The sequence below is a fragment of the Citrobacter europaeus genome (assembly GCF_037482245.1).
GTDB lineage: Bacteria > Pseudomonadota > Gammaproteobacteria > Enterobacterales > Enterobacteriaceae > Citrobacter > Citrobacter europaeus.
The window spans coordinates 1,277,087-1,292,603 of sequence record NZ_CP148084.1 but is presented as its reverse complement, the minus strand read 5'-3'; the positions used below and the strand labels follow the sequence as shown (position 1 = coordinate 1,292,603).

The window sequence follows — 15,517 nt, the reverse complement described above, 5'->3', positions numbered from 1 at the left end:
TTATGCTACACGCGCCGACAGCTGGCCGTTTAAATCCTGGCTAATTTCACGCAGTAGCGCATCCGTCATTTCCCAGCTAATGCAGGCATCGGTTACGGACACGCCGTATTTCATTTCGCTGCGCGGCTGTTCAGAGGACTGGTTGCCTTCGTGAATATTACTTTCAATCATCAACCCAATGATCGAGCGATTGCCATCTTTGATTTGTGCAATCACGGATTCAGCCACGGCAGGCTGACGGCGGTAATCTTTATTGGAATTACCATGACTGCAATCTACCATCAGAGAAGGTCGTAGTCCCGCCTGCTCCATCTCTTTTTCGCACTGGGCGACATCTGCCGGGCTGTAGTTCGGCGCTTTACCCCCGCGCAGGATCACGTGACCGTCTGGATTTCCCTGAGTTTGCAGCAGCGCAACCTGCCCGGCCTGGTTAATACCAACAAAGCGGTGTGACTGTGCCGCCGCACGCATGGCGTTAATAGCGGTCGCCAGGCTACCGTCGGTACCGTTCTTAAAGCCAACCGGCATCGAAAGACCGGAAGCCATTTCGCGGTGGGTCTGCGATTCCGTGGTTCGGGCACCGATTGCGGACCAGCTAAACAGATCGCCCAGGTATTGCGGGCTATTTGGATCAAGCGCTTCAGTTGCCAGCGGTAGTCCCATATTCACCAGTTCAAGCAGCAGCTGACGCGCAATTTTCAGGCCTGCTTCAACATCAAAAGAGCCATCCATATGAGGATCGTTAATTAACCCTTTCCAGCCGACGGTGGTACGGGGTTTTTCAAAATAGACGCGCATCACCAGGTAGAGGCTATCGCTGACCTCTGCGGCAAGGGCTTTAAATCGACGAGCGTACTCAATAGCCATTTCAGGATCGTGAATGGAGCACGGGCCACATACCACCAACAGACGCGGATCGCGACCGGAGATAATATCTGAAATGGTTTTACGCGACTGGGAGATTTGCGCTTCTTGCGCCTGGCTCAACGGGAATTCAGCTTTCAGCTGCTCCGGAGTCATCAGAACCTGTTCGTCGGTAATATGTACGTTGTTCAGCGCGTCTTTTTGCATGATGGTGATCCTGTTTAGCTCGTTTGCGATAGTTGATCCTCAGCGAGGAGGAGATAACGATAACATAATGGGTAAAGATTTCAATCCACAATCCGTAAATTTTAATTTACAACATGCAATTTAAAGCCAAAATCAGCCATCATGAATGTACACTTAAATTTACACCAACCAATATTCAGATCCGCTATGCTTACAAAAACGAAGGAGTACAGGCAATGAAGCAATTCATCAGCACCTTATTTCTATTATTTATTAGCGGATGCCAGATAGATCCCTATACCCACGCCCCAACCTGGACGGGTACCGACTGGTACGATGCCGGGATACAAGATGCCATTTCGGGGTATGCCGTTAAAGATAATGAAACTCTTGCCGACAACTACAATGACCCTGAAGTCGATCGTACGAAATATCTTAAGGGTTACGCCGAGGGACAACGTAAAACCTGCCAGCAGGATTTTGTTTATGCCAGGGGTTTGACCGGGAAAACCTTTCCCGCAAGTTGTGATACGGTCGAAAATGTTGACCAGTTACACAGCGCCTGGCAAAAAGGGGCAACCGAAGGTGCTGCCTCAATAAGATTAAACTAAACAATAGGTTATATTTTATTAATCACTAAGATTTTACTTAAATCATCTGTTGCTTTATCCCTGGCATAATGACGGCTTAGGAAAATAATGTTATTTTGTCCTAAACAATCTTGAATGTATTTCGACGTTTTACGGCAAACGCTGGTAGGTAACTATTCATGAGCTATTCTTACCGACTCATACTTCTACTGGCACTGCTCCTGACCGGATTACCGCTGTACGCCCAAAGCGTTACGGAAGAAGCGAAATCTGTACGCGCTATGGTTTCCGGCATCGTCAGTTATACACGTTGGCCCGCACTGTCCGGGCCCCCCAAACTGTGTATTTTCTCTTCATCGCGTTTTTCCAGTGTTCTGAAAGATACCAGTGCTGGTGCATTACCCTATCTTCCCGTCATCATTCGTACGGAACAAGAAATATTAGTTTCGCAGTGTGACGGTTTTTATTTTGGAAAAGAATCCCCTACTTATCAGGTGGAATTAAAGAATAAATATCCGTCTAAGGCATTGCTATTAATTGCTGAACAGAATCCCGAATGCATTATTGGCAGCGCTTTTTGCCTCATAATTAAAGATGAAGATGTGAGATTTTCCGTAAATATGGATTCCCTTTCACGCAGCGGCGTAAGGGTCAGTCCAGACGTATTGATGCTTGCACGGAATAATAAGCATGGATAAGGACCATTCTCCCATAACACGCCCGACGTTTAAGCGGACATTGCGGCGTATCAGCATAATCAGCGTTCTGGTAACCATGACGCTGATCTGGCTGCTGCTCAGCATATCTTCCGTGCTGGCACTGAGGCAGTATGCGCAAAAGAACCTGGATCTGACCGCAGCAACCATGACCCGCACGCTTGAAGCAGCGCTCGTCTTTTCTGATGGTGTCGCGGCAACTGAAACGCTGGCGGCGCTGGGCCAACAGGGGCAATTTTCCGTTGCAGAAGTACGTAATAAAAACCAGAAGGTAATCGCCACCTGGCGCTATAACGCGCAGGATACGACCGAAAAAATCAGCGGTATGATCAGCCACTGGCTGTTCCCACAACCGGTTACTCAGCCGATCTTGCATAATGGCAACGTCATCGGCGAAGTACGATTGACTGCGCGCGATAGCGTTATCAGTCATTTCATTTATTTGTCACTGGCCGTTCTTACCGGGTGCATTCTGTTAGCATCTGGCATTGCATTAATGCTCACTCGCTATTTACATAATGGCGTCGTGGAAGCTCTGCAAAATATCACCGAGGTGGTACATGATGTTCGTACCAACCGTAATTTTTCACGACGCGTTTCAGAAGAGCGCATTGAAGAGTTTCATCTTTTTGCCCAGGACTTTAATAGTCTGCTGGACGAGATGGAAGAGTGGCAGCTGCGACTGCAGGCAAAAAACGCCCAGCTTTTGCGTACCGCTCTACACGATCCTTTGACGGGCCTGGCGAATCGCGCCGCATTTCGCAGCAGTATTAACGCCCTGATGAATGACGATGCCGCGCACAGCAGTTCCGCATTGTTATTTCTTGATGGTGATAATTTTAAATTTATAAATGATACCTGGGGCCACGCAGCGGGGGATCGGGTCCTGATTGAAGTGGCAAAAAGGCTGTCCGAGTTTGGTGGAACTCGACATCACCCATACAGGCTTGGCGGCGATGAGTTCGCTATGGTGCTGTACAGCGTTCACTCTGAATACGAAGTTCAGCGGATCTGCGCGGCACTGTCACAAGAGTTTAACCGACCTTTTGACCTGCATAATGGTCATCTGGCAAGCATGACACTCAGCATTGGTTTTGCGCTGACGTGGGAACACGCCTCTGCCGAGAAATTACAAGAACTTGCCGATCAAAATATGTATCAGGCCAAAAATTTGCGTGCTGAACGCATTATTAAAAAATAAGGAATTACACACATGCTAAAACGTCTATTGTCGCCGCTTCTTCTGCTTTTACTGATTTTGGCGGGCTGTCAGGCACCTCAGGGAAAATTTACCCCAGAGCAAATTGCAGCCATGAAATCATACGGATTTACCGAAGCTTCCGGAGACTGGTCTCTTGGCCTGTCTGACAACATTCTGTTTGACAAAAACGACTATAAGCTCCGTCCTGAAAGCGAAAAGCAGATCCAGGAAATGGCATCCAAACTGGCTGCTACCGGGCTTAACCATGCGCGCCTGGATGGTCATACCGATAACTACGGCGAAGACAGCTACAACGAAGCGCTGTCGCTCAAACGCGCGAATGTGGTTGCCGATGCCTGGGCAAAGGGCGCCAACATCCCCCGCACCAACCTGACAACCCAGGGCCTCGGGAAGAAATACCCGATCGCCAGTAACCAGACCTCAAAAGGTCGTGCTGAAAACCGCCGCGTTGCGGTCGTGATCGCGACACCATAATCACTCCCCAACTGGCTTCGCACCGCGCAGTCATTCCATTGCCATAAAGAACAAAAGAGTAAATGTCGGGATAAAAAAAGGGCCAGCCTTTCGGCCAGCCCTTTTCTAACAGGATGTCGCTTGCGCGAATCTTAGTTAAGACGCTCTTTGATACGAGCAGACTTACCAGTGCGCTCACGCAGGTAGTACAGTTTAGCTTTACGAACAGCACCACGACGTTTAACAGCAATGCTGTCAACTACCGGAGAGTGAGTCTGGAAGACACGCTCAACGCCTTCGCCGTTGGAAATTTTACGAACAGTGAATGCAGAGTGCAGACCGCGGTTACGAATAGCGATAACCACGCCCTCGAATGCCTGCAGACGTTTTTTGGAACCTTCAACAACCCATACTTTCACTTCCACGGTATCACCCGGACGGAAGGAAGGTACGTCCTGCTTCATCTGTTCTTGTTCAAGTTGCTTAATAATGTTGCTCATAATTTAATCTCTTATCCTGGGTAAACTGATATCGGGGGCTTACGCCTGCCCATCATGTTTATGTTGCTGTTGCGCGTGTTCCTTTTTGAACTCCGCCAGCAACCTTGCTTGCTCTTCAGTCAGAGCCAGGTTTTCCAGAAGTTCAGGTCTTCTAAGCCAGGTCCGGCCCAGCGACTGCTTCAAACGCCAGCGACGTATCTCAGCGTGGTTCCCCGACAGTAACACCGCCGGTACTTCCATCTGCTCTAACACTTCAGGTCGGGTATAGTGCGGGCAATCCAGCAACCCATCAGCAAACGAATCTTCGATTGCCGAAGCCTCATGACCCAGAACTCCCGGAATAAACCGGGAAACGGAGTCGATCAGCGTCATTGCCGGTAACTCACCACCGCTGAGTACGTAATCGCCGATTGACCATTCTTCGTCAATTTCGGTTTGAATCACGCGCTCATCTATTCCTTCATAGCGACCACATACCAGAATCAGCTTTTGATTCGTGGCCAGTTCGCTAACGCCCGCTTGATCAAGCTTGCGTCCCTGAGGTGACAGATAAATCACCTTTGCGCCTTCACCAGCCGCAGCTTTTGCTGCATGAATGGCGTCCCGTAAAGGTTGCACCATCATTAACATCCCCGGTCCGCCGCCGTAAGGACGATCGTCCACGGTACGGTGCCGGTCATGAGTAAAGTCACGAGGACTCCAGCTCTGGATGTTCAGCAGGCCATTTTTTACTGCCCGGCCAGTTACCCCGTAATCGGTAATTGCGCGGAACATTTCTGGAAACAGGCTAACGATACCTATAAACACAAGCCAATCCCCATAACGCCGACTTTTACCGTTTATCCGGTGGTTTAAAAACCAGGATCCCAATCTACTTCGATAGTACGAGTAGCGAGATCGACTTTCTTGATAACCTGCCCATCGAGGAACGGTACAAGACGTTCCTTGATACCAAACGCATCTTTCAGGTTTGCCTTGATGACGATGACGTCATTCGAACCGGTTTCCATCATATCGACAACTTTACCGAGATCGTAGCCTTCAGTGGTCACTACCTGGCAGCCCATAAGGTCTTTCCAGTAATAGGAACCATCTTCCAGCGCTGGCAACTGCGAGGAATCCACGACAATTTCGCAATTAGTCAGTAGATTCGCCGAATCACGATCGTCAACGCCTTTCAGCTTGATGATCAGATCCTGATTGTGGTGCTTCCAGCTTTCCAGCTGTACTTGCTGCCACTGACCCGCCTTCTGGATAAACCAGGGCTGATAGTCAAAAATGCTTTCGGCGTCTTCAGTGGAAGAAAACACTCTGAGCCAACCACGGATACCGTAAGAAGACCCCATTTTCCCCAAAACGATGGGTTCTACAGGAGCCTGTGCGGCGAGTTGCTTGCTCATCATGACCACCGTGACAGATTAAGCTGCTTTGTTTGCTGCTTTGATCAGCGTAGCTACGCGATCAGAAATAGTCGCGCCCTGGCCAACCCAGTGAGCGATGCGATCCAGATCCAGGCGAGTGCCTTCTTCTTTTTCGCTAGCGATTGGGTTAAAGAAGCCAACGCGCTCGATGAAGCGACCGTTGCGTGCATTACGGCTGTCGGTAACAACAACCTGGTAGAACGGACGCTTTTTAGCGCCGTGACGAGCTAAACGAATAGTAACCATAACATCCTCTTGTGTGAATAAAACACCCAGGCCCCATCGAGGAACGGAGCCCGGGTGTCATATTAAAAGCCCGAAAATTTTACTGATTTCTGGGAAAAAAGCAATCAACATGTGATGAAGCTTTATACCAGGGCGTTACCGTTGCAGCCAGTTTGGCGTCGGCGCGCGCGCAGAAAGCGGAGCGTACACACAGTACGTGAGCATTTCGAGCACACTCCGGCGTCAAAATGGCAAATAAGGTAGCCCGATATATTTATCTACCGGGGAAGCCTGGTGGCATCATCCCCTTCATACCACGCATCATCTTCGCCATTCCGCCTTTCTTCATTTTCTTCATCATGCGCTGCATGTCGTCGAACTGTTTCAGAAGGCGGTTTACGTCCTGTACCTGCATACCGCAACCAGCAGCAATACGGCGTTTACGGGAACCTTTGATGATTTCCGGCTTAGCGCGTTCTTTCATCGTCATCGAGTTGATGATGGCTTCCATACGCACCAACACTTTATCGTCCATCTGCGATTTCACGTTGTCAGGAATCTGACCCATGCCCGGCAGCTTGCCCATCAGGCTTGCCATGCCGCCCATGTTTTTCATCTGGTTGAGCTGCTCAAGGAAATCGTTGAGATCGAAGCCATCGCCTTTTTTCAGCTTGCTGGCTAATTTCTCTGCCTGCGCGCGGTCAACCTTGCTTTCGATATCTTCGATCAGCGACAGCACGTCGCCCATGCCGAGAATACGTGAAGCAATCCTGTCCGGGTGGAACGGCTCCAGCGCTTCGGTTTTCTCGCCGACGCCGAGGAATTTAATCGGCTTGCCGGTGATATGACGAATAGAGAGCGCCGCACCGCCACGGGCATCACCATCAACTTTAGTCAGCACCACACCGGTTAACGGCAGCGCTTCGTTAAAGGCTTTTGCCGTATTCGCGGCATCCTGACCGGTCATCGCGTCGACCACAAACAGCGTTTCTACCGGCTTGATCGAAGCGTGGACCTGTTTGATTTCGTCCATCATCGCTTCATCAACGTGCAGACGACCGGCGGTATCCACCAGCAGCACATCGTAGAATTTGAGTTTGGCTTCTTTCAGCGCGGCGTTAACGATATCGACCGGCTTCTGACCGACATCTGACGGAAAGAAGTCGACACCAACCTGCTCGGCCAGCGTTTCCAGCTGTTTGATCGCCGCCGGGCGATACACGTCCGCGGAGACCACCAGCACTTTCTTCTTGTGCTTCTCGCGCAGGAATTTACCCAGCTTACCGACGCTGGTCGTTTTACCCGCACCCTGCAGGCCCGCCATCAGTACCACGGCTGGTGGCTGCGCTGCCAGATTCAGGGTCTGGTTTTCTTCGCCCATTGCCGCAACCAGTTCGTTACGGACAATCTTGACGAACTCCTGACCCGGCGTCAGGCTTTTGTTAACTTCATGACCAACCGCTTTCTCTTTTACGCGATTGATAAACTCACGCACTACTGGCAGCGCTACGTCAGCCTCCAGCAGCGCCATGCGCACTTCGCGCAGCGTCTCTTTAACGTTGTCTTCAGTAAGGCGTCCACGGCCACTGATATTGCGCAGCGTGCGCGACAAACGATCGGTTAAATTATCAAACATTGTCTCTCGCCTGGGGTGGAAACGGTCGGTCGCGACAGCGACACATCAACAGAAATTTGTCGCAGTATAACATGAAGCCGCCTTTGTTGTTATGCAACGGTTGGAGCAGCGGTCACGTAACGCTATACTGCTTTTCTTTATCACTGGCCAACTGTCGACACCTATATGCCCGTTTTTGCTCTGCTTGCCCTTGTCGCCTACTCAGTCAGCCTCGCGCTGATTATTCCCGCTCTGCTGCAAAAAAACAGCGGCTGGCGGCGTATGGCTATTTTCTCTGCGGCCGTCGCGCTGGTAAGCCATGCTATCGCCCTGGAAGCGCGTATTCTGCCCGGCGGTGAAAGCGGACAAAACCTGAGTCTGTTGAACGTCGGCTCGCTGGTTAGCCTGATGATTTGTACGGTAATGACCATCGTCGCTTCCCGTAATCGTGGCTGGCTATTGCTGCCCATTGTCTACGCCTTTGCGCTGATAAACCTTGCCTTCGCCACGTTTATGCCTAACGAGTTCATCACTCATCTCGAGGCTACGCCGGGCATGATGATTCACATCGGGCTATCGTTGTTCGCTTACGCCACGCTGATTATCGCCGCGCTCTATGCACTACAGCTGGCATGGATCGATTACCAATTGAAAAACAAAAAACTGGCCTTCAGCAATGAGATGCCGCCGCTGATGAGTATTGAGCGGAAAATGTTTCATATCACCCAAATTGGCGTGGTTCTGCTGACGCTCACCCTGTGCACTGGCCTGTTTTACATGCATAACCTGTTCAGTACCGAGAACATTGATAAAGCCGTTCTCTCTATCGTGGCATGGTTTGTCTATATCGTTCTGTTGTGGGGGCATTACCATGAAGGCTGGCGCGGACGTCGCGTCGTATGGTTTAACGTCGCAGGCGCAGTCATTCTGACGCTGGCCTATTTCGGCAGCCGTATACTGCAGCAGTTCGTGAGTTAAATCTTTAAGGAACCCTACGTGGAACACATCTCCACCACCACGCTCATTGTCACGCTTCTCATCATGGTGGTTATTTCCGCCTATTTTTCCGGTTCTGAAACCGGAATGATGACCCTGAATCGCTACCGTCTACGTCATCGGGCCAAGCAGGGAAATCGTCAGGCAAAACGCGTTGAAAAGTTACTTCGCAAGCCGGATCGCCTGATAAGCCTGGTGCTCATCGGTAATAATCTGGTGAATATTCTGGCCTCCGCGCTCGGCACCATTGTCGGTATGCGCCTGTATGGCGATGCAGGCGTCGCCATTGCCACCGGGGTACTGACGTTTGTAGTACTGGTTTTTGCCGAAGTATTACCAAAGACCATCGCCGCGCTGTATCCGGAAAAAGTCGCCTATCCAAGCAGCGTCCTGCTGGCTCCCCTGCAAATTCTGATGATGCCCTTGGTATGGCTACTCAACACCATCACGCGGCTGCTGATGCGCATGATGGGCATCAAAACGGATATCGTAGTGAGCGGTTCGCTGAGTAAAGATGAGCTGCGAACGCTGGTGAATGAATCGCGCTCGCAAATCTCACGCCGTAACCAGGATATGCTGCTGTCAGTGCTGGATCTGGAAAAAGTCAGCGTCGATGACATCATGATCCCGCGTAACGAAATCATCGGCATTGATATTAACGATGACTGGAAGTCAATCGTGCGTCAGCTTTCGCACTCCCCGCACGGCCGTATTGTGCTTTATCGCGACTCGCTGGACGACGCCATCAGCATGCTGCGCGTACGTGAAGCCTGGCGATTGATGGCCGAGAAAAAAGAGTTCACTAAAGAGACCATGTTACGCGCCGCCGACGAGATATATTACGTACCGGAAGGCACGCCGCTCAGCACCCAGCTCATTAAGTTTCAGCGAAATAAGAAGAAAGTGGGATTGGTCGTCAATGAATATGGCGATATTCAGGGGCTGGTCACGGTCGAGGATATTCTGGAAGAAATTGTCGGCGATTTCACCACCTCAATGTCACCCACGCTTGCCGAAGAGGTAACGCCACAGAATGATGGCTCGGTGATCATTGACGGCAGCGCCAACGTTCGTGAAATCAATAAGGCGTTTAACTGGCATCTGCCGGAAGATGACGCTCGTACTGTGAACGGTATTATTCTTGAAGCGCTGGAAGAGATCCCAGTGGCCGGCACGCGTGTGCGTATTGGGCAGTACGATATCGATATACTCGACGTGCAGGACAATATGATTAAACAGGTGCAGGTATTGCCGGTCAAGCCGCTACGAGAAAGCGTGTCGGACCAGTGAGCGTAATTCAGGCCGGGTAGCGCGTGAGCATTACCCGACCTGAAGGCTGATTAGCCTTTGGCTTTCGCCACAGAGACCATCGCGGCGCGGATGGTACGTCCGTTCAGGGTATAGCCTTTTTGCATTACCATCAGCACATTACCGGCAGCAACTTCGTCAGACTCGACCATTGCAATTGCCTGGTGCACATTCGGGTCCATCGGCACATCGATATCCGCAACCACCTGTACGCCAAACTTCGCCACGACATCCAGCATTGACTTACGGGTCAGCTCAATTCCTTCAACCATCGCCGCCATAGCGTCATTATCTTTGTCCGCCACTTCCAGCGCACGGTCCAGACTATCCAGCACCGGCAGCAATTCGTTGACGAATTTTTCCAGCGCAAACTTATGCGCTTTTTCTACGTCAAGTTCGGTACGACGACGCAGGTTTTCCATTTCCGCTTTGATACGCAACACGCTGTCGCGCTCGCGAGTTTCGGCTTCAGCAAGCTGAGCTTCAAGATTCGCAATTTTTTCATCGCGCGGATCCACCTGCTCAGCAGAAGCGTCCGATTCAACCGCCTCAACTTCTTCGTGCTGATCCATGATAATTTCTTCCGGGGCTTGCCCCTCAGGCGTTTTCTGTTCTTTACTACTCATGAATTTCTCCGCGTTTTTTTTCGCATTCATCTCGCTAACTTGGCTTATTATGGGGATCAGATTCAGGGATTCAAGGGAAGTACTCACATTGTCACTAATCTTCGTTACAAGGACCTCGAGAAAATGAACAAACATTTCAAGTGTATTGGCATTGTGGGGCATCCACGTCACCCCACTGCACTGACCACACATGAAATGCTCTACCGCTGGCTGTGCGCCAAAGGTTATGAGGTTATCGTTGAGCAACAAATCGCCCACGAGCTACAGCTGAAAAATGTGAAAACCGGTACGCTCGCAGAGATTGGCCAGCAGGCAGACCTCGCCGTGGTCGTCGGCGGCGACGGCAATATGCTGGGCGCCGCACGCACTCTGGCACGTTATGACATCAAGGTTATTGGCATTAACCGCGGCAACCTTGGTTTCCTGACCGACCTTGACCCAGACAATGCCCAACAGCAGCTAGCTGACGTGCTGGAAGGCCACTACATCAGCGAAAAGCGCTTTTTACTCGAAGCCCAGGTATGCCAACAGGATTGCCAGAAGCGCATTAGCACTGCGATCAATGAAGTTGTGCTGCACCCCGGGAAAGTGGCGCACATGATTGAATTCGAAGTCTATATCGATGAAATCTTTGCCTTCTCTCAACGTTCAGATGGGTTGATTATCTCCACACCAACTGGTTCTACCGCCTACTCGCTCTCTGCCGGAGGCCCAATTCTGACACCTTCTCTGGATGCCATTACGCTGGTTCCGATGTTTCCGCATACGCTTTCCGCGCGACCGCTGGTGATCAACAGTAGCAGCACTATACGCCTGCGTTTTTCTCATCGCCGGAACGATCTCGAGATCAGCTGTGACAGCCAAATAGCCCTGCCTATACAGGAAGGTGAAGACGTATTGATTCGCCGCTGTGATTATCATCTGAACCTGATACATCCAAAAGATTACAGCTATTTCAACACATTAAGTACAAAACTAGGCTGGTCAAAAAAATTATTCTAATTTAACGCTAACCTCTTTACTGTATAAAAAACCAGTTTATACTGTATGTAATTACAGTTATGGTTTTTCATACAGGAAAACAGCTATGTTGGCACAACTGACCATCAGCAATTTCGCTATCGTTCGTGAACTTGAGATCGATTTCCAGAACGGAATGACCGTTATTACCGGTGAGACCGGTGCAGGTAAATCTATTGCCATTGATGCTCTCGGTTTATGTCTGGGCGGACGCGCAGACGCCGACATGGTGCGTGCAGGCGCCACGCGAGCCGACCTCTGCGCCCGTTTTGCCTTAAAAGATACCCCCGCAGCTCTGCGCTGGCTGGAAGAGAACCAGCTTGAGGAAGGCCGTGAGTGTCTACTGCGTCGCGTTATCAGCAGCGACGGCCGCTCTCGTGGCTTTATTAACGGTACCGCCGTTCCATTGTCGCAGTTGCGCGAACTGGGCCAGTTACTTATTCAAATCCACGGTCAGCATGCACATCAGCTCCTGACTAAATCAGAACACCAAAAATCCCTGCTGGACGGTTACGCCAATGAAGCGTCCCTGACTCAAGAAATGGCTGCGCGCTACCAGTTGTGGCACCAAAGCTGTCGTGACCTGGCGCATCATCAACAACAAAGTCAGGAACGCGCAGCCCGGGCGGAACTGTTGCAATACCAGTTAAAGGAACTGAACGAATTCAACCCGCAGCCGGGCGAATTTGAGCAAATTGATGAAGAGTACAAGCGTCTGGCTAACAGCGGGCAATTGCTCACCACCAGCCAGCAGGCGCTGGCTATCCTGGCGGATGGTGAAGACATCAATTTGCAAAGCCAACTGTACACCGCAAAGCACCTGGTTACTGAACTGGCAGGCATGGACGGCAAGCTTTCCGGTATTCTGGATATGCTGGAAGAGGCCACTATCCAGCTCAGCGAAGCCAGTGACGAGCTGCGCCACTACTGCGATCGTCTGGATTTAGACCCTAATCGTTTGTTCGAACTTGAGCAGCGCATTTCCAAACAAATCTCGCTGGCGCGTAAGCATCATGTTGCCCCTGAAGCGCTGCCACAGTTCTATCAGTCATTGCTGGATGAACAACAGCAACTGGACGATCAGGCCGACTCGCTCGAAACTTTAACCCTGGCGGTGAACAATCACCATTTGCAGGCGCTGGAAACGGCAAAAATGCTGCACCAGCAGCGCCAGCATTATGCTCAGGAGCTGGGACAACTTATTACAGAGAGCATGCATGCTCTCTCGATGCCGCACGGTGTCTTTTGCATTGATGTGAAATTTGAGGAGCACCATCTGAGCGCAGACGGAGCCGATCGCGTTGAGTTTAAAGTGACGACTAACCCGGGTCAGCCGTTACAGCCAATTGCGAAAGTGGCTTCCGGCGGGGAGCTGTCGCGTATTGCGCTGGCGATTCAGGTCATTACCGCACGTAAAATGGAAACTCCGGCGCTGATTTTCGATGAAGTGGACGTGGGTATCAGCGGCCCAACTGCTGCGGTGGTGGGCAAAATGCTGCGTCAGTTAGGCGAGTCAACTCAGGTAATGTGTGTGACTCACCTGCCGCAGGTTGCTGGCTGTGGTCACCAACACTTCTACGTCAGCAAAGAAACGGATGGCGCGATGACGGAAACACACATGCAGCCGCTTGATAAACGCGCTCGCCTGCAGGAATTAGCCCGTCTGCTTGGCGGTAGCGAAGTGACGCGCAATACCCTCGCAAATGCAAAAGAACTGCTGGCGGCATAAACTTTTTTACCTTGTGAAGGTCTGAGTTCAACATAAAATCGCCGACCGACCCGACAGCAAAAGGTTTTAAAGTGGTGAAAGGTCTATTATCATCGGCATATTACATATGAGCCGCGTACTGCTCGGGCCCGAAAAGGAATCAAATCACTATGCGCTGTAAAACGCTGACTGCTGCTGCAGCAGTACTACTGATGTTGACTGCAGGCTGTTCCACTCTGGAGCGAGTGGTTTACCGCCCTGACATCAACCAGGGGAATTATCTGACACCGACCGATGTCGCCAAAGTGCGCACGGGTATGACGCAACAACAGGTTGCTTATGCTCTGGGTACACCAATGATGTCCGATCCTTTTGGCACTAACACCTGGTTTTATGTGTTCCGTCAGCAGCCTGGACATGAAGGCGTAACCCAGCAAACGCTGACGCTGACCTTTAACAGCAGCGGCGTATTGACCAACATTGATAACAAACCCGCTCTGACCGACAACAAGTAGGTTTGAAGATCAAAAAAAGGTGCTCAATGAGCACCTTTTTTATTGTCTGTTATTTTTTAGCGGATTTCTCTGCTCGCTGTCTGCGCAGCTCTTTTGGATCAGCAATCAGTGGCCGGTAAATTTCCACCCGATCGCCGTCATGCAGAACATCAGCAAGCTTTACCGGACGGCTGTAAATGCCCACTTTATTTTTACTGAGATCGATATCGGTTCGTAACTCCAGCAGCCCGGAAGCGCGGATAGCCTCTTCCACTGTTGCACCCTGCTGCAGCGTTAAGCGCTGTAAATACTGTTTCTCAGGCAGCGCGTACGCCACTTCAACGACAATTTTAGCCGACGCTGACACTGTAAACCTCTTTCGCGCGAACCGTGAAGGCTTGCACCATATTTGAAGCCAGTTCTTTAAAGATACGGCCAAACGCCAGCTCGATTAACTTATTGGTAAACTCAAAATCGAGATGAAATTCAATACGACACGCTTCATGACTCAGTGGCGTAAACTTCCAGCCGCCAATCAGTTTCTTGAACGGTCCATCGACCAGATGCATCAGGATGCTCTGGTTACTGGTCAGTTGATTGCGCGTGGTGAATGTTTTGCTAATCCCAGCTTTCGAGACATCCACAGCGGCCGTCATTTGTCCCGGAGTCGACTCCAGGACGCGGCTACCGGTGCAACCCGGCAAAAACTGGGGATAGGATTTAACATCATTCACTAACTGATACATCTGTTCCGCACTGTAAGGTACTAAAGCGGTCCGGCTAATCTGAGGCATAACAATTCCCATCAATATCAATCACACAAATAATACCATTTATCACCTGCTAAAAAAAACGCTATAGCCTAACTCGTGCTAAGATAGCGCCTTGCGCCCCGCTGGATGAAATGGGGTGTTTTTCGATTCCAGATTACCTATACTGAGCGGCATTATGACGAAGAAAAAAGCACACAAACCTGGCTCAGCCACAATCGCGCTGAACAAGCGCGCACGACACGAATACTTTATTGAAGAAGAGTTCGAAGCTGGACTCGCCCTGCAAGGTTGGGAAGTCAAATCCCTGCGCGCGGGTAAAGCTAACATCGGCGACAGCTATGTCATTCTCAAAGACGGCGAAGCGTTCCTGTTTGGCGCCAACTTCACGCCGATGGCGGTGGCCTCAACACACGTGGTCTGCGATCCCACCCGTACCCGTAAGCTGTTGTTAAACCAGCGTGAGCTCGACTCTCTGTATGGTCGTATGAATCGTGATGGTTATACCGTCGTTGCGCTTTCGCTGTACTGGAAAAACGCCTGGTGCAAAGTGAAAATTGGCGTCGCGAAAGGTAAGAAACAGCACGATAAGCGTTCCGATGTGAAAGAACGCGAATGGCAGGTAGATAAAGCGCGTATTATGAAAAATGCTGGCCGCTAAACGAAACTTCCCGGTGACCAGTCTCTCATTCTGAGGCTGGTTCTTATTTTTTAGTTATTGAAACCCACCCAATACATTCACCAGGTTTATAGTTTATTTGTGCTGAATCGTTCAGGTATGAAATAAACCTCCCTGACGTTAC

19 protein-coding genes are annotated in these 15,517 nt (G+C 50.6%); 10 read left to right on the top strand and 9 right to left on the bottom strand.

Annotated elements, in window-relative coordinates; genetic code table 11:
- On the bottom strand, window positions 1-1,071 hold the full coding sequence (gene aroF / locus WHR59_RS05950) for a 3-deoxy-7-phosphoheptulonate synthase AroF (RefSeq protein ID WP_016154067.1): 1,071 nt from the start codon (window positions 1,069-1,071) through the stop codon (window positions 1-3).
- Between the two features lie 215 nt (window positions 1,072-1,286).
- On the opposite strand from aroF, the gene WHR59_RS05945 reads away from it, so the two are divergent.
- The 4 genes from WHR59_RS05945 to WHR59_RS05930 all read left to right on the top strand — a co-directional run bounded on the left by WHR59_RS05945 (window position 1,287) and on the right by WHR59_RS05930 (window position 4,052).
- On the top strand, window positions 1,287-1,661 hold the full coding sequence (locus tag WHR59_RS05945) for a DUF2799 domain-containing protein (protein ID WP_043017971.1): 375 nt from the start codon (window positions 1,287-1,289) through the stop codon (window positions 1,659-1,661).
- A 158-nt stretch (window positions 1,662-1,819) separates the two neighbouring features.
- The gene (locus WHR59_RS05940) at window positions 1,820-2,338 is read left to right on the top strand and encodes a YfiR family protein (RefSeq protein WP_043017236.1); all 519 of its coding nucleotides are present in this window, start codon (window positions 1,820-1,822) and stop codon (window positions 2,336-2,338) included.
- A complete protein-coding gene (dgcN, locus tag WHR59_RS05935; protein WP_043017237.1) occupies window positions 2,331-3,557 on the top strand; it encodes a diguanylate cyclase DgcN in 1,227 nt (408 codons plus the stop codon). The genes WHR59_RS05940 and dgcN overlap by 8 nt, the downstream gene beginning before the upstream one ends.
- A gap of 12 nt (window positions 3,558-3,569) precedes the next feature.
- A complete protein-coding gene (locus WHR59_RS05930; RefSeq protein WP_043017238.1) occupies window positions 3,570-4,052 on the top strand; it encodes an OmpA family protein in 483 nt (160 codons plus the stop codon).
- Between the two features lie 131 nt (window positions 4,053-4,183).
- On the opposite strand, the gene rplS is transcribed toward WHR59_RS05930, so the two are convergent.
- The 5 genes from rplS to ffh form a co-directional block, all read right to left on the bottom strand.
- A complete protein-coding gene (rplS, locus tag WHR59_RS05925) occupies window positions 4,184-4,531 on the bottom strand; it encodes a 50S ribosomal protein L19 (RefSeq protein WP_002914145.1) in 348 nt (115 codons plus the stop codon).
- 39 nt (window positions 4,532-4,570) lie between these two features.
- A complete protein-coding gene (gene trmD / locus WHR59_RS05920) occupies window positions 4,571-5,338 on the bottom strand; it encodes a tRNA (guanosine(37)-N1)-methyltransferase TrmD (RefSeq protein ID WP_003031232.1) in 768 nt (255 codons plus the stop codon).
- A gap of 44 nt (window positions 5,339-5,382) precedes the next feature.
- The gene (gene rimM / locus WHR59_RS05915) at window positions 5,383-5,931 is read right to left on the bottom strand and encodes a ribosome maturation factor RimM (protein WP_003031230.1); all 549 of its coding nucleotides are present in this window, start codon (window positions 5,929-5,931) and stop codon (window positions 5,383-5,385) included.
- An 18-nt stretch (window positions 5,932-5,949) separates the two neighbouring features.
- Window positions 5,950-6,198: a 30S ribosomal protein S16 gene (gene rpsP / locus WHR59_RS05910; protein WP_003031228.1), complete on the bottom strand. Its 249-nt coding sequence runs from the start codon at window positions 6,196-6,198 to the stop codon at window positions 5,950-5,952.
- 253 nt (window positions 6,199-6,451) lie between these two features.
- The gene (gene ffh, locus WHR59_RS05905) at window positions 6,452-7,813 is read right to left on the bottom strand and encodes a signal recognition particle protein (protein WP_003031226.1); all 1,362 of its coding nucleotides are present in this window, start codon (window positions 7,811-7,813) and stop codon (window positions 6,452-6,454) included.
- Window positions 7,814-7,978: 165 nt separating this feature from the next.
- Here ffh and WHR59_RS05900 point away from each other — a divergent pair, with 165 nt between their 5' ends.
- Window positions 7,979-8,770 (top strand): cytochrome C assembly family protein, encoded by a 792-nt coding sequence (locus WHR59_RS05900; protein ID WP_043017239.1) that lies wholly within the window; start codon window positions 7,979-7,981, stop codon window positions 8,768-8,770.
- 18 nt (window positions 8,771-8,788) lie between these two features.
- Window positions 8,789-10,078: an HlyC/CorC family transporter gene (locus WHR59_RS05895; RefSeq protein WP_008324538.1), complete on the top strand. Its 1,290-nt coding sequence runs from the start codon at window positions 8,789-8,791 to the stop codon at window positions 10,076-10,078.
- A 50-nt stretch (window positions 10,079-10,128) separates the two neighbouring features.
- Here WHR59_RS05895 and grpE read toward each other — a convergent pair whose 3' ends face one another.
- A complete protein-coding gene (gene grpE / locus WHR59_RS05890; RefSeq protein ID WP_043017972.1) occupies window positions 10,129-10,722 on the bottom strand; it encodes a nucleotide exchange factor GrpE in 594 nt (197 codons plus the stop codon).
- 123 nt (window positions 10,723-10,845) lie between these two features.
- Here grpE and nadK point away from each other — a divergent pair, with 123 nt between their 5' ends.
- From nadK to bamE, 3 genes are all read left to right on the top strand, one after another.
- The gene (gene nadK, locus WHR59_RS05885) at window positions 10,846-11,724 is read left to right on the top strand and encodes an NAD(+) kinase (RefSeq protein WP_032944608.1); all 879 of its coding nucleotides are present in this window, start codon (window positions 10,846-10,848) and stop codon (window positions 11,722-11,724) included.
- An 85-nt stretch (window positions 11,725-11,809) separates the two neighbouring features.
- A complete protein-coding gene (recN, locus tag WHR59_RS05880) occupies window positions 11,810-13,471 on the top strand; it encodes a DNA repair protein RecN (RefSeq protein WP_043017240.1) in 1,662 nt (553 codons plus the stop codon).
- Between the two features lie 149 nt (window positions 13,472-13,620).
- Window positions 13,621-13,965: an outer membrane protein assembly factor BamE gene (gene bamE, locus WHR59_RS05875; RefSeq protein ID WP_003826401.1), complete on the top strand. Its 345-nt coding sequence runs from the start codon at window positions 13,621-13,623 to the stop codon at window positions 13,963-13,965.
- Between the two features lie 49 nt (window positions 13,966-14,014).
- Here bamE and WHR59_RS05870 read toward each other — a convergent pair whose 3' ends face one another.
- The gene (locus WHR59_RS05870; RefSeq protein WP_200008525.1) at window positions 14,015-14,311 is read right to left on the bottom strand and encodes an RnfH family protein; all 297 of its coding nucleotides are present in this window, start codon (window positions 14,309-14,311) and stop codon (window positions 14,015-14,017) included.
- Window positions 14,295-14,738 carry a type II toxin-antitoxin system toxin RatA gene (gene ratA, locus WHR59_RS05865; protein WP_003031213.1) on the bottom strand — a complete coding sequence of 148 codons (444 nt, stop codon included), beginning with the start codon at window positions 14,736-14,738 and terminating at the stop codon, window positions 14,295-14,297. Before ratA ends, WHR59_RS05870 begins: the two co-directional genes overlap by 17 nt.
- Before the next feature lie 154 nt (window positions 14,739-14,892).
- Between ratA and smpB the strand changes: the two genes are divergently transcribed.
- Complete coding sequence (gene smpB / locus WHR59_RS05860; RefSeq protein ID WP_043017973.1) at window positions 14,893-15,375, top strand: SsrA-binding protein SmpB; 483 nt, start codon at window positions 14,893-14,895, stop codon at window positions 15,373-15,375.
- Window positions 15,376-15,517 lie beyond the last annotated feature (142 nt).

Excerpts from the sequence above, each read along its gene's own strand:
- aroF (WP_016154067.1), bottom strand. The coding sequence starts at position 1,071 with ATGCAAAAAGACGCGCTGAACAACGTACATATTACCGACGAACAGGTT.
- WHR59_RS05945 (WP_043017971.1), top strand. The coding sequence starts at position 1,287 with ATGAAGCAATTCATCAGCACCTTATTTCTATTATTTATTAGCGGATGC.
- WHR59_RS05940 (WP_043017236.1), top strand. The coding sequence starts at position 1,820 with ATGAGCTATTCTTACCGACTCATACTTCTACTGGCACTGCTCCTGACC.
- dgcN (WP_043017237.1), top strand. The coding sequence starts at position 2,331 with ATGGATAAGGACCATTCTCCCATAACACGCCCGACGTTTAAGCGGACA.
- WHR59_RS05930 (WP_043017238.1), top strand. The coding sequence starts at position 3,570 with ATGCTAAAACGTCTATTGTCGCCGCTTCTTCTGCTTTTACTGATTTTG.
- rplS (WP_002914145.1), bottom strand. The coding sequence starts at position 4,531 with ATGAGCAACATTATTAAGCAACTTGAACAAGAACAGATGAAGCAGGAC.
- rimM (WP_003031230.1), bottom strand. The coding sequence starts at position 5,931 with ATGAGCAAGCAACTCGCCGCACAGGCTCCTGTAGAACCCATCGTTTTG.
- rpsP (WP_003031228.1), bottom strand. The coding sequence starts at position 6,198 with ATGGTTACTATTCGTTTAGCTCGTCACGGCGCTAAAAAGCGTCCGTTC.
- ffh (WP_003031226.1), bottom strand. The coding sequence starts at position 7,813 with ATGTTTGATAATTTAACCGATCGTTTGTCGCGCACGCTGCGCAATATC.
- WHR59_RS05900 (WP_043017239.1), top strand. The coding sequence starts at position 7,979 with ATGCCCGTTTTTGCTCTGCTTGCCCTTGTCGCCTACTCAGTCAGCCTC.
- grpE (WP_043017972.1), bottom strand. The coding sequence starts at position 10,722 with ATGAGTAGTAAAGAACAGAAAACGCCTGAGGGGCAAGCCCCGGAAGAA.
- nadK (WP_032944608.1), top strand. The coding sequence starts at position 10,846 with ATGAACAAACATTTCAAGTGTATTGGCATTGTGGGGCATCCACGTCAC.
- recN (WP_043017240.1), top strand. The coding sequence starts at position 11,810 with ATGTTGGCACAACTGACCATCAGCAATTTCGCTATCGTTCGTGAACTT.
- bamE (WP_003826401.1), top strand. The coding sequence starts at position 13,621 with ATGCGCTGTAAAACGCTGACTGCTGCTGCAGCAGTACTACTGATGTTG.
- ratA (WP_003031213.1), bottom strand. The coding sequence starts at position 14,738 with ATGCCTCAGATTAGCCGGACCGCTTTAGTACCTTACAGTGCGGAACAG.
- smpB (WP_043017973.1), top strand. The coding sequence starts at position 14,893 with ATGACGAAGAAAAAAGCACACAAACCTGGCTCAGCCACAATCGCGCTG.